At 66.1% G+C, this 12,398-nt stretch carries 14 protein-coding genes; 8 read left to right on the forward strand and 6 right to left on the reverse strand.

Features of this window, described 5'->3' with window-relative positions; translation table 11 throughout:
* Positions 1 to 155: 155 nt before the first annotated feature.
* The 3 genes from ilvC to AC1RL8_RS03995 form a co-directional block, all read right to left on the reverse strand.
* Complete coding sequence (ilvC, locus tag AC1RL8_RS03985) at positions 156 to 1,172, reverse strand: ketol-acid reductoisomerase (RefSeq protein ID WP_062478069.1); 1,017 nt, start codon at positions 1,170 to 1,172, stop codon at positions 156 to 158.
* A gap of 148 nt (positions 1,173 to 1,320) precedes the next feature.
* The gene (gene ilvN / locus AC1RL8_RS03990) at positions 1,321 to 1,812 is read right to left on the reverse strand and encodes an acetolactate synthase small subunit (protein ID WP_062478068.1); all 492 of its coding nucleotides are present in this window, start codon (positions 1,810 to 1,812) and stop codon (positions 1,321 to 1,323) included.
* Positions 1,813 to 1,917: 105 nt separating this feature from the next.
* Entirely contained in the window at positions 1,918 to 3,702 is a 1,785-nt protein-coding gene (locus tag AC1RL8_RS03995; protein ID WP_062478065.1) for an acetolactate synthase 3 catalytic subunit, read from the reverse strand.
* A 283-nt stretch (positions 3,703 to 3,985) separates the two neighbouring features.
* Here AC1RL8_RS03995 and AC1RL8_RS04000 point away from each other — a divergent pair, with 283 nt between their 5' ends.
* The 6 genes from AC1RL8_RS04000 to AC1RL8_RS04025 are packed head-to-tail and all read left to right on the forward strand — an operon-like array spanning position 3,986 to position 7,439.
* On the forward strand, positions 3,986 to 4,552 hold the full coding sequence (locus AC1RL8_RS04000; protein WP_062478063.1) for an RNA polymerase sigma factor: 567 nt from the start codon (positions 3,986 to 3,988) through the stop codon (positions 4,550 to 4,552).
* Positions 4,549 to 4,974, forward strand: coding sequence for a DUF3619 family protein (locus AC1RL8_RS04005; RefSeq protein ID WP_062478060.1), 426 nt, complete (start codon positions 4,549 to 4,551; stop codon positions 4,972 to 4,974). The genes AC1RL8_RS04000 and AC1RL8_RS04005 overlap by 4 nt, the downstream gene beginning before the upstream one ends.
* 59 nt (positions 4,975 to 5,033) lie before the next feature.
* Entirely contained in the window at positions 5,034 to 5,849 is an 816-nt protein-coding gene (locus AC1RL8_RS04010; protein WP_492683964.1) for a DUF3106 domain-containing protein, read from the forward strand.
* 12 nt (positions 5,850 to 5,861) lie between these two features.
* Complete coding sequence (locus tag AC1RL8_RS04015; RefSeq protein ID WP_095745526.1) at positions 5,862 to 6,422, forward strand: RDD family protein; 561 nt, start codon at positions 5,862 to 5,864, stop codon at positions 6,420 to 6,422.
* Positions 6,419 to 6,817 carry a diacylglycerol kinase gene (locus AC1RL8_RS04020; protein ID WP_119552011.1) on the forward strand — a complete coding sequence of 133 codons (399 nt, stop codon included), beginning with the start codon at positions 6,419 to 6,421 and terminating at the stop codon, positions 6,815 to 6,817. The genes AC1RL8_RS04015 and AC1RL8_RS04020 overlap by 4 nt, the downstream gene beginning before the upstream one ends.
* Before the next feature lie 31 nt (positions 6,818 to 6,848).
* Positions 6,849 to 7,439 (forward strand): LOG family protein, encoded by a 591-nt coding sequence (locus AC1RL8_RS04025; protein WP_492683965.1) that lies wholly within the window; start codon positions 6,849 to 6,851, stop codon positions 7,437 to 7,439.
* A 118-nt stretch (positions 7,440 to 7,557) separates the two neighbouring features.
* On the opposite strand, the gene AC1RL8_RS04030 is transcribed toward AC1RL8_RS04025, so the two are convergent.
* Complete coding sequence (locus tag AC1RL8_RS04030) at positions 7,558 to 7,896, reverse strand: P-II family nitrogen regulator (protein WP_056580191.1); 339 nt, start codon at positions 7,894 to 7,896, stop codon at positions 7,558 to 7,560.
* Positions 7,893 to 9,590 (reverse strand): NAD+ synthase, encoded by a 1,698-nt coding sequence (locus AC1RL8_RS04035; RefSeq protein ID WP_492683966.1) that lies wholly within the window; start codon positions 9,588 to 9,590, stop codon positions 7,893 to 7,895. The genes AC1RL8_RS04030 and AC1RL8_RS04035 overlap by 4 nt, the downstream gene beginning before the upstream one ends.
* 19 nt (positions 9,591 to 9,609) lie before the next feature.
* Here AC1RL8_RS04035 and AC1RL8_RS04040 point away from each other — a divergent pair, with 19 nt between their 5' ends.
* Both AC1RL8_RS04040 and AC1RL8_RS04045 read left to right on the forward strand, forming a co-directional pair.
* Entirely contained in the window at positions 9,610 to 10,770 is a 1,161-nt protein-coding gene (locus AC1RL8_RS04040; RefSeq protein ID WP_492683967.1) for a GNAT family N-acetyltransferase, read from the forward strand.
* A 77-nt stretch (positions 10,771 to 10,847) separates the two neighbouring features.
* Complete coding sequence (locus AC1RL8_RS04045) at positions 10,848 to 11,600, forward strand: hypothetical protein (RefSeq protein WP_062481428.1); 753 nt, start codon at positions 10,848 to 10,850, stop codon at positions 11,598 to 11,600.
* Between the two features lie 44 nt (positions 11,601 to 11,644).
* Here the strand turns inward: AC1RL8_RS04045 and ppa are convergent, their stop codons facing one another.
* Positions 11,645 to 12,172: an inorganic diphosphatase gene (ppa, locus tag AC1RL8_RS04050; RefSeq protein WP_007834256.1), complete on the reverse strand. Its 528-nt coding sequence runs from the start codon at positions 12,170 to 12,172 to the stop codon at positions 11,645 to 11,647.
* Between the last annotated feature and the right edge of the window lie 226 nt (positions 12,173 to 12,398).

The following is a 12,398-nucleotide window of genomic DNA, read 5'->3' on the forward strand; positions in this document are numbered from 1 at the left end:
GCTATCCATTCGATAGCATCTTGGTCTGTGAATCGCATGCTTCGCAGTGTAGTTCAGGGGACCTGTGCGCTCCCCTTCAAACAAAAGGGCCACCGCGACGGGTGGCCCTCCGAAACAGGGTGCCGAAGCACCCCGTTGGCTCTTGCCTCTGAAGATCAGTTGCGGGTCTGGTCGACCAGCTTGTTCTTCTTGATCCAGGGCATCATCGCGCGCAGCTTTTCGCCGACGACTTCGATCTGATGCTCAGCGTTCAGGCGACGGCGGCTGATCAGCACCGGCTGGCCGGCAGCGGCTTCGAGCACGAAGCTCTTGGCGTATTCGCCGGTCTGGATGTCCTGCAGGACCTTCTTCATGGCCTTCTTGGTCTCGTCGGTCACGATGCGCGGGCCCGTGACGTACTCGCCGTACTCGGCGTTGTTCGAGATCGAGTAGTTCATGTTGGCGATGCCGCCTTCATAGATCAGGTCGACGATCAGCTTCAGTTCGTGCAGGCATTCGAAGTACGCCATTTCGGGCGCGTAGCCGGCTTCCACCAGCGTTTCGAAACCGGCCTTGATCAGCTCGACCGTGCCGCCGCACAGAACCGCTTGTTCGCCGAACAGGTCGGTCTCGGTTTCTTCGCGGAAGTTGGTCTCGATGATGCCGGCCTTGCCGCCGCCGTTGGCGGTGGCGTAGCTCAGCGCGAGGTCACGCGCCTTGCCGCTCTTGTCCTGGTGCACCGCGATCAGGTGCGGCACGCCGCCACCTTGCGTGTACGTGCCGCGCACGGTGTGACCCGGAGCCTTGGGAGCGACCATCCACACGTCGAGGTCGGCGCGCGGCTGCACGAAACCGTAGTGCACGTTGAAGCCGTGCGCGAAGACGAGCGAAGCGCCTTCCTTGATGTTCGGGGCCACGTCGTTCTTGTAGACGGCGGCGATCTGCTCGTCGGGCAGCAGGATCATGACGACGTCGGCCGACTTCACGGCGTCAGCGACTTCAGCGACCTGCAGGCCGGCCTTGCCGACCTTGTCCCACGAAGCGCCGCCCTTGCGCAGGCCGACCACGACCTTGACGCCGCTGTCGTTCAGGTTCTGCGCGTGTGCGTGACCTTGCGAGCCGTAGCCGATGATGGCAACCGTCTTGCCCTTGATGAGGCTCAGGTCCGCGTCCTTGTCGTAATAAACCTTCATGATGTTCTCCAGATAGATAAGCGAGTTGCAGTGTGTTGTTGTGCCGTTCGTCCTGAGCCTGTCGAAGGGCTCAATGCAGTCCCCGCTCGCGCGGAGGCTTCGACAAGCTCAGCCCGAACGGGCAGCGACTGAGCTCCGAATCATGGTGTCAGACCCGCAGGATGCGTTCGCCGCGCCCGATGCCGCTGGCGCCGGTGCGCACCGTCTCGAGGATGGCGCCGCGGTCGATCGCTTCCAGGAAAGCGTCGTTCTTGCCGTGATCGCCAGTCAGCTCGATGGTGTAGCTCTTGTCGGTCACGTCGATGATGCGGCCACGGAAGATTTCCGCCATGCGCATCATTTCCTCGCGTTCCTTGCCCACCGCACGCACCTTCACCATCATGAGCTCGCGCTCGGTGTAGGCGCCTTCGGTCAGGTCGACCACCTTCACGACCTCGATGAGGCGGTTCAGGTGCTTGGTGATCTGCTCGATCACGTCGTCCGAGCCGTTGGTGACGATGGTCATGCGCGAGAGGCTTGCGTCCTCGGTCGGCGCGACGGTCAGCGATTCGATGTTGTAGCCACGGGCCGAGAACAGGCCCACCACGCGGGAAAGAGCACCCGGCTCGTTTTCCAGCAGCACTGCAATGATGTGTTTCATATTGGCGTGACTCCTCTTTTCGCCGCCCTCCCCCGTGCACGGTAATGCGCGGGCTTGGCGGGCAATAGATTCGTCAGTAGAGGTTGAACGAACGAATGTTCCGGATCAGAGATCTTCGGAACCCAGCAGCATCTCGGTAATGCCCATGCCGGCCTTGACCATCGGGAACACGTTCTCGGTGGGGTCGGTACGGAAATCCATGAACACCGTGCGGTCCTTGAGCTTGCGCGCTTCGCGCAGCGCCGGCTCCACGTCTTGTGGACGCTCGATCAGCATGCCGACGTGGCCATAGGCCTCGGCGAGCTTCACGAAGTTGGGCAGCGCGTCCATGTAGCTGTGGCTGTAGCGGCCGGAGTATTCGATCTCCTGCCACTGGCGCACCATGCCCAGGTAGCGGTTGTTGAGCGAGCAGATCTTGATCGGCGTGTTGTACTGCAGGCAGGTCGACAGCTCCTGGATGCACATCTGCACCGAGCCTTCGCCGGTGATGGTGAACACTTCCGAATCGGGCTTGGCGAGCTTGATGCCCATGGCGTAGGGAATGCCCACGCCCATGGTGCCCAGGCCGCCCGAATTGATCCAGCGGCGCGGCTCGTCGAAGCGGTAGTACTGGGCGGCCCACATCTGGTGCTGGCCGACGTCCGACGTGATGTACGTGTCGGCGTCCTTGGTCATGTTCCAAAGGGTCTCGACCACGAACTGCGGCTTGATCACATCCTTGTTGTCGCGGTCGTACTTGAGGCAGTCGCGCGAGCGCCAGCTTTCGATGGTCTTCCACCAGTCGGCCAGCGCGCCGGCGTCAGGCTTGGTGGTGCTCTCGCGGATCATCGAGATGAGCTCGGTGAGCACGTCCTTCACGTCGCCGACGATCGGGATGTCGACCTTCACGCGCTTGGAGATGCTCGACGGGTCGATGTCGACGTGGATGATCTTGCGTTCGTTCTGCGCGAAGTGCTTCGGGTTGCCGATCACGCGGTCGTCGAAGCGCGCGCCCACGGCCAGCAGCACGTCGCAGTTCTGCATCGCGTTGTTGGCTTCGATGGTGCCGTGCATGCCCAGCATGCCCAGGAACTTGCGGTCGCTCGCCGGATAGGCGCCCAGGCCCATCAGCGTGTTCGTGACGGGGTACCCCAGCATGTCGACCAGCGTGCGCAGTTCGTTCGTGGCGTTGCCCAGGAGCACGCCGCCGCCGGTGTAGATGTAGGGGCGCTTGGCCGCCAGCAGCAGTTGCAGCGCCTTGCGGATCTGCCCGCCGTGGCCCTTGCGCACCGGGTTGTACGAGCGCATCTCGACCTTGTCGGGATAGCCGCTGTACGGGATCTTCTTGAAAGACACGTCCTTCGGCACGTCCACCACCACGGGGCCGGGACGGCCGCTGCGTGCGATGTGGAAGGCCTTCTTCATCGTCATGGCCAGATCCTTCGGATCCTTGACGAGGAAGTTGTGCTTGACGATGGGGCGCGTGATGCCGACCGTGTCGCATTCCTGGAAGGCGTCCAGGCCGATGGCGGCCGTCGGCACCTGGCCGGAGATGATCACCATCGGGATCGAGTCCATGTACGCCGTCGCGATGCCGGTGACCGCATTGGTCAGGCCGGGACCGGAGGTCACCAGTGCCACGCCGACTTCGCCGGTGGCGCGCGCATAGCCGTCGGCAGCGTGGACGGCGGCCTGTTCGTGGCGCACCAGCACGTGCTGGATGGTGTCCTGCTTGTAGAACGCGTCGTAGATGTAGAGAACCGCGCCGCCCGGGTAGCCCCAGATGTACTGGACGCCTTCGGCCTGCAGTGCCTTGACCAGCACTTCAGCGCCCATGAGTTCTTGCGTGGTGTTGCCGGCGCCAGAGGACGCGGCTGCTGCGGAAGCGAGTTCCGCCTTCGAGATTTCCATGATCAACCTTTGTGTTTTTTCGGGAACGAAAAACCTTGGGTGCCCCTTGCCAGCCCTTGTGGGGCCGCGCCAGGACTTGAGGCCAAAGCCATGAGCGGACTGATGTTCCGCCGGACCGTGACCCGTTTGCCTTTTGACTTGCAAGGCGGATTATGACACTACCGGCGCGTTCAGACTCGCTTCAGGTGCCCTGTCTTGGCACAAAGGCATAATCCGCGGCATAAAAACATGAGCGTTCGCCAAACATCCTCCCCACGCGGCGCGCCCCGCCGCCCCTTCTCATTTGGCTACTGAACACGAACTCTCCGACTTCCTGAAAAACGTCGAACGACGGGCCTTCAAGCGCTCGGTCTATCACGTGCGGGACGAAGAAGCGGCCTTGGACATCGTGCAGGACAGCATGATGAAGCTGGCCCAGCACTACGGCGACAAGCCTGCCGAGGAACTGCCGATGCTGTTCCAGCGCATCCTGTCGAACTGCACGCTCGACTGGTTCCGCCGCCAGAAGACCCGCCGCGCCCTTTTTTCCAACCTGAGCGACTTCGAACCGGCCGACAACGGCGAAGATTTCGACCTGCTGGAGAACTTCGTCTCGCCAACCGACTCCAGAGAATCGGAGAGCGCCGAAGACACCACCCGCCGCAGCCAGGTCTTTCACGAAATCGAAGAACAGATCGCGGCTTTGCCCGGCCGTCAACGCGAGGCTTTCCTGATGCGTTACTGGGAGGAAATGGACGTCGCAGAGACGGCCGCCGCAATGGGCTGCTCCGAGGGCAGCGTCAAAACCCATTGTTCGCGAGCTGTCCACGCTCTGAGCAAGGCGCTCAAGGCCAAGGGAATATCGCTATGAACACTAAGGTTCCAACCTCTCAATCCAGCGCAGCAGAAGACCGCTTCGGCCAACGGCTGGCGGCCCGGCTGTCGGACGGCAATCAAGCGTTGCCGCACGACATCAGCGAGCGTCTGCGCGTTGCCCGTTCGCAGGCCGTCGCCGCGCGCAAGCAGGCGCCACAGCTGCGCACGGCGCCCGTCGCGGTCCAGTCGGGCCACACGGTCACACTGGGCGGCAGTTGGTGGACCCGCATCGGTTCCGTGGTACCTCTCATCGCCCTGGTGGCCGGCCTGATCACCATCAGCGTGCTGCAGGACGACGACCGCGCCAGCGAACTCGCCGAGGTCGACTCGGCCCTGCTGACGGGCGACCTGCCGCCCGCCGCCTACACCGATCCCGGCTTCGCCCAATTCCTGAAGTCCGACAGCGCCTCCGACTGAACACCTTGCCCGACCGAATGCGACGCCGCTCCGTTTCCCGTGCGAAAGCCCTGCTTCCGTTGCGCCCGCTCCCGGCGGGCGCCGTCGTTTGGGCGGGCGCGCTGGCAGCCGCCGCCTTCGGCCTGACGCTGGCCGATGCACAGACGCTGCCCGAAGCCGCCAAGCCCGCCACGCACGCCGCAGCCACCAATGGCGCGTCAAGCCCCAAGGCCGTCGCCACGACCAAGCCCCTGTGGAACGAACTGAGCAATGAGCAGCAGCACGCCCTGAAGCCGCTGGCTTCGCACTGGAACACGCTGAACGCCGGCCAGAAGCGCAAGTGGCTGGCCTTGTCGCGCAATTACGCGAACATGCCCGCCGACGACCAGGTCACGCTGCACAGCCGCATGATCGAATGGGCGGCGCTGAGCAACCAGCAGCGCGCCCAGGCCCGCCTGAATTTCGCCGAGGTCAAGCGCGTGCCTGCCGACGAGCGCAAGCTCAAGTGGGAGCAGTACCAGGCGCTGAGCGAAGAAGAAAAACGCAAGCTCGCCGAGAGTGCCCCGCCCAAGCCCCGCGGCGCCGCCCTGCCAGTGCGCCCGGTCTCGTCGCAAAAACTCGTGCCTGTGCCGGCCGTCACACCGCCCGGACAGCACACGCCCCGCATCGTGCCGGCCACGCCCCCCACGCCCGTGCTGCCGCCGTCGGCCATCGTGGTGAGTTCGCCGGCGACGCCGCCTGCCGCCGTGGAACGCCCTGCCATGCCGGCCAGCACCGTCGTCGCTCCAGCGGCGTCGGCACCGAGCAGCCTCACGCCGCCGCCGGTGCCCGCCGAGGCCCAGGTGCCGGCGCCGTCCGCGGCCACGGCACCCGCGGCCTCGTCCTCCGCCCCCTGACCGAAGGTTTCGATGGTTTCCAGTTCGCCCGAGGCCTCGGGACCCGGCCAGTCCGCCTCGCCCTCTTCATCCACCCCCAACGCTCCCGCGGTGCCTGGCTTGTGGCGGCGCATGGCCTGCTGGCTCTATGAGGGCATGCTGCTGTTCGCGGTCGTGTTCGTGTCCGGCTGGCTGTTCAGCACGCTGGGCCAGATGCGCGACGCCATGGACGAACGGCGGCACCTGCTGCAGGCCTTCCTCTTCGTGGTGTTCGGCGTCTACTTCGTCTGGTTCTGGGCCAAAGGCCAGACGCTGGCCATGAAGACCTGGAACATCCGCATCGTCGACCGCCACGGCCGCCCCGTCACCCAGGGCCGCGCACTGGCGCGCTACCTGCTGAGCTGGATCTGGTTCCTGCCGCCGCTCGCCGCCATCGCCCCGTTCAAGCTGTCGGGCGGCGAATCGACCGTGCTGATCTTCGGCTGGGTCGCCATCTGGGCGCTGCTGGCCCGTTTTCACCCCGAGCGCCAGTTCTGGCACGACGCCTGGGCCGGTACGCGGCTCATCACCTCCAAGCCGATGAGCCGCCAATGAGTGCCCTGCCCGACCCCGCCGTGAACCCGCAGAAGGCCCGCAAGGGCTTCGAGCGCGTCTGGCATGCCACCCTGATCTCGCTGCACGGCCTGCGCGCCGGCTGGAGCGAGCCGGCGTTCCGCCAGGAAGCCATCTTGTCGATGCTGATGATCCCGGCCGCCTTCTGGCTCGGGCGCAGCTGGGTCGAGGTGGCGCTGCTCGCCGGCAGCGCTGTCCTCGTGATGATCGTGGAGCTGCTCAACACGGCGGTGGAAGCCGCCATCGACCGCATCGGCCCCGAATGGCACGACCTCTCCAAGCGCGCGAAGGACATGGGCAGCGCCGCCGTCCTGCTGTCGCTCACGCTGTGCGGCGGCATCTGGGCCGCGGCCCTGTGGCAACGCTTCGTGTCATGAGCGGGTCCGCCGCCTGCGGCATGATCGCAGGATGACCCCTGAATTTTCGATTTGCGTGTATTGCGGCTCGCGCCCCGGCGAGCGCCCCGAGTTTTCCCAGGCCGCCCAGGCCGTGGGCCAATGGATCGGCAGCCACGGCGGCCAGCTCGTCTACGGCGGCGGCCGCACCGGCCTGATGGGCACGGTGGCCGAGGCCACCCGCCAGGCCGGCGGCCGCGTCGTCGGCATCATCCCCAAGGCCCTGGTCGACAAGGAACTGGCCAATCCCCTGTGCGACGAGCTGCACGTGGTGGACACCATGCACGAGCGCAAGGCCATGATGGGCGAGCGCGCCGACGCCTTCCTCGCGATGGCGGGCGGCATCGGCACCTTCGAAGAACTGTTCGAGATCTGGACCTGGCGCCAGCTCGGCTACCACGACAAGCCGACCGGCATCCTCAACACCGCCGGCTACTACGACGGCCTGCTGGGCTTCCTGGCGCACAGCGTGCGCGAGGGCTTCATGGGTGAATGGCAGATGGACCTGGTGCGCACCGGCACCGACGTGCCTGAGCTGCTGACCGCGCTGCGTGCCGAAGTCCCCCTGCACCCCCGCGACGACCGCCTTTCAGAGAACCTCTGACCGGGCCCCGTCCCATTCCAGCGAACACCGAGGAACCGGCTTCGCCGGGCCTCTGGTGTTGCCCCCGGTAGGGGGTTGGCGTAGCGACACGAAGTGCGCGCAGCCTGGGGGCGAGCTTTTAAACTGCGTTTTCGTTTTCTTCGCCGGTGCGGATGCGCACGATGCGCTCCACCTCGGTCACGAAGATCTTGCCGTCGCCGATCTTGCCGGTGCGCGCCGAGCTCACGATGGCCTCGATGCAGCGCTCCACGTCGCTCTCGTTGACGACCACTTCGACCTTCATCTTGGGCAGGAAGTCGACCACGTACTCGGCGCCGCGGTACAGCTCGGTGTGGCCCTTCTGGCGGCCGAAGCCCTTGACCTCGGTCACCGTGAGGCCGGTGACACCCACCTCGGCGAGGGCTTCGCGCACGTCCTCGAGCTTGAAGGGTTTGACGATGGCGGTGATCTGCTTCATGGTTTTTGTGCTCCGGCGGTTTCGTTGAACTTGCTGGTGATAGGGTAACGCCAATCCTTGCCGAAGCTTCGGTGGGTGACCCGGATGCCTACGGGCGCCTGGCGCCGCTTGTATTCGTTGATCCTGATGAGCCGCGCAACCCGCTCGACCACCGCGCGGTCGTAGCCCGCGGCAATGATCTCGTCGATGCCTTCATCGTCCTGCATGTAGCGTGCCAGGATGCCGTCCAGCACATCGTAGGGCGGCAGGCTGTCCTGGTCGGTCTGGTCGGGGCGCAACTCGGCGCTCGGGGGGCGCGTGATGATGCGCTCGGGAATCGGCGCCGCGCCGGTGCCGTACGGGTCGTGGGCATTGCGCCAGCGCGCCAGCGCGAACACCGTGGTCTTGAGCAGGTCCTTGATGACCGCGAAGCCGCCCGCCATGTCGCCGTAGAGCGTGCAATAGCCGGTGGCCATCTCGCTCTTGTTGCCGGTGGTCAGCACGATGGCGCCGAACTTGTTCGACAGCCCCATGAGCAGCGTGCCGCGGATGCGGGCCTGGATGTTCTCCTCGGCCGTGTCTTCCGGCCGGCCCGCGAACTCCCCGGCCAGCGCGGCCTTGAAGGACTCGAAGGTGTCCTTGATCGAAATCTCGTCGTAGCGCACGCCCAGCCGGCCGGCCATGTCGCGCGCGTCGATCCAGCTGATGTCGGCCGTATAGGGCGACGGCATCATCACCGCGCGGACCTTGTCCTTGCCCAGCGCGTCCACTGCGATCGCGAGCACCAGCGCCGAGTCGATGCCGCCCGACAGCCCCAGGATCGCGCCCGGAAAACCGTTCTTGCCGATGTAGTCGCGCACGCCGAGCACCAGCGCGTCCCACAGCTGCGCCTCGGCGTCGCGCGGCGCGGCGATGGCTGACGGGTCGGCCACGACGGCGACGCCGCCCTGCGCCCCGCGCGCGAGCTCCATGAAGACCAGCCGCTCGCGAAAGCTCTCGGCCTGCGCGGCCAGCGCGCCGTCGGCCTGCAGCGCGAAGGAGGCGCCGTCGAACACGACCTCGTCCTGCCCGCCCACTAGGTGCGCGTAGACCAGCGGCAGGCCCACGGCGCGTGCGCGGTCGGCCATGCGCGCCACGCGCTCGCCTTCCTTGCCCACGTGGTACGGCGAGGCGTTGATCACCGCCAGCACCTCGGCACCGCCGGCGCGCGCCAGCTCGGCCGGCGCGTCGAACCAGGCGTCCTCGCAGATCAGCAAGCCGACCGACACGCCGCCCGCTTCGAACACGCAGGTGCCCTGCCCCGGCGTGAAGTAGCGGCGCTCGTCGAACACCTGGTAGTTCGGCAGTTCGCGCTTGGCGTAGGTCTCGAGGATGCGGCCTTCCTTGAGGACGCTGGCCGCGTTGTGGCGCAGCTGCACGGCCACGGATCGGCTGCGCAGGCTGCCGCCGCTGGGATGCCCCACCACCACGACCATGTCTTTGAGATCGGCCAGCGCGGCGGCGATGCCTTTCACGGCATCATCACAGGCTTCGGTGAAGGCGGGACGGAGGAACAGGTCCTCCGCCGCGTAGCCGGCAATCGAGAGTTCGGGTGTCAGCAGAAGGCGCGCGCCTTGCGCGTAGGCCTCGCGTGCGGCGCCGACGATCTTCTGCGCATTGCCGACGAGGTCGCCCACCACAAAATTGAGTTGCGCGATGGCGAGCTTGAGCGTCATACAGAAGGAAGAAAAAGGCTTGAACGATTATGTCATTCGGGTTCTGGCGTCGCCGTCGGACATCGACCCGCAAGCCTGGAACGCCCTGCTCGCCGCGCAGCCCGAGCCCTCGCCCTTCATGCGCCACGAATACCTCGCGGCGATGCACGACAGCGGCAGCGCCTCGCCCGAGCGCGGATGGACGCCGCAGTTCGTCACGCTCTGGCGCGGCAAGGTGCTCGAAGCCGCCTGCGCGCTCTACCTCAAGGACCATTCCTACGGCGAGTACGTCTTCGACTGGGCCTGGGCCAACGCCTACGAGCAGCACGGGCTCGCCTACTACCCGAAGGCCGTGGTGGCGGCGCCCTTCACGCCCGTGCCCGGCGCCCGGCTGCTGGCACGCGACGCGCCAAGCCGCACGCTGCTGGTGCAGGCGCTGGTGGCGGTCTGCAAGGAACAGGAACTTTCGTCTTTGCATCTGCTGTTCGGCGCCGACGCCGACATCGCCGCGTGCACCGAAGCCGGGCTCATGCGGCGCCATACGGTGCAGTTCCATTGGACGAACACGCAGCCGAGCTACACAGACTTCGACGCCTTCCTCGCCAGCCTCTCGCACGACAAGCGCAAGAAGATCCGCCAGGAGCGCCGCAAGGTCGCCGAGGCCGGCGTCAGCTTCCGCTGGTCGCGCGGCACCGACATTGCCGCCGCCGACTGGGATTTCTTCTACCGCTGCTACGAGCGCACCTACCGCGAGCACGGCAACCCACCCTACCTCACGCGCGACTTCTTCCAGCGCATGGCCGACACGTTGCCCGAGGCGTGGCTGCTGTTCGTGGCGGAGCGCGACGGGCGCCCCGTCGCGACCAGCCTGATCGCGCTCTCTACCGACGAGGCCCAGCCGCTGGTGGCCTACGGCCGCTACTGGGGCGCGCTGGAGCGCGTCGACTGCCTGCACTTCGAGGCCTGCTACTACCAACCCATCGCCTGGTGCATCGCGCACGGCGCGGTGCGCTTCGAGGGCGGCGCGCAGGGCGAGCACAAGATGGCCCGCGCGCTGATGCCGGTGCGCACCACCAGCGCTCACTGGCTCGCGCACCCGTCGTTCGCCGATGCCGTCGAGCGCTTCCTCGAGCGCGAAGGCGCGGGCATCGAGAACTACATGGACCACCTCGGCGAACGCAGCCCGTTCAAGGCGACCTGAGCGGCGCGGGAGCGCCGGGGGCTGCTATAAAGCCGCCCGGCACTCAAACAACCACACACAACACACAGGGAGCACCGATGCCATTCGTCGGACTGGGACTGCACATCCTCATCGCGCTGTACTTCGCCGTGCATGCCATGCGCCACGGCAAGCAGATGTACTGGCTCATCATCCTCTTCAGCTTTCCGCTGCTCGGCAGCATCGTGTACTTCGTGGTCGAGTACCTGCCGGCCTCGCGCATGCAGCGCACCGCGGGCAAGGTGGCGAACGCGGCCATCGGCTTCATCGACCCCGAGCGCGAATACCGCGCCGCCGCCGAGGCCTACGACCTGGCGCCCACGGCGCAGAACAAGCTGCGCCTGGCCAAGGCCGCGCTGGACCGCGGCCAGGCAGCCGATGCCGTCGGGCACTACCGCGACGCGCTGAAAGGCCCCTTCGCTTCCGACCCCGAGCTGCAGTTCGGCCTGGCCAGCGCCCTGGTCGCCGAAGGCAGCCCGGCCTCGGCCCGCGAAGCCTCGCAGGCACTGCAGAGCCTGCGCGCCACGCGCGACGACTACCGCAAGGACGAGGTCGCCGTGCTGAACGCCCGCGCGCTCGCCGCCGAGGGCCGCACGCCGGAAGCGCGCGAAGCCTTCGAGGCGGCGCTGAGCACGTACAACACGGTGGAAACGCGCGCCCGCTACATCGCGTGGCTGGCGCAGCAAGGCGACACCGCCGGCGCGCAGCGCCATTGGAACGAGCTGCAGCAGGCGGCGCGCCACTGGAATGCGCATGCGCGAGGCGTCAACCGCGAATGGATGCGGCTGGCCGGGGATGCGGTCCGGGGCTGACGGCCCGGAGCATCCAGGCCGTTTCTTTCAAGCGAAAGAAAAAATTACTTTTTGTACGCGGCGATGCCGTCGAGAACTTCCTTCTTGGCGGCGTCGATGCCTTCCCAGCCCAGCACCTTGACCCACTTGCCGGCTTCCAGGTCCTTGTAGTGCTCGAAGAAGTGGCTGATGGCCTTCAGGCGCATCGGGTTCACGTCGTCGACCGACTTCCAGTGGCTGTAGATCGGCAGCACCTTGTCGGTGGGCACGGCCAGCACCTTGCCGTCGACGCCGGCTTCGTCTTCCATCATCAGGATGCCCAGGGGGCGGCAAGGCACGACCACGCCCGGCAGCAGCGGGTACGGGGCGATCACCAGCACGTCGACCGGGTCGCCGTCGCCCGACAGGGTCTGCGGCACGTAGCCGTAGTTGGCGGGGTAGTACATGGCCGTCGTCATGAAGCGGTCCACGAAGATCGCGCCCGATTCCTTGTCGACTTCGTACTTGATCGGGTCGGCGTTCATCGGGATTTCGATCACGACATTGAAGGCGTCGGGGACGTTCTTGCCGGGGGAGACTTTGTCGAAGGACATGACGTTTTTCGAGTAGTTGAAAAGTATGAGACGGATGGGGACAAACCCGGAGTTTACTTTCCGTGTCACGGGCCGGTCGCACGCGTGTGTGTTTTTGCCTGTAAATTGCAAGCGTTGGCCAATCGGCTCCGCACCTTCGGTGCAGCGAGCTTCGAGGAAGCAACGCGGCGGAGAACATGGTCCCGTACGCGTTGCGCGCAGGGCCCAGGCTGTCCGTCTCCACAAG

Source organism: Variovorax sp. GW822-FHT04E09 (assembly GCF_058800845.1).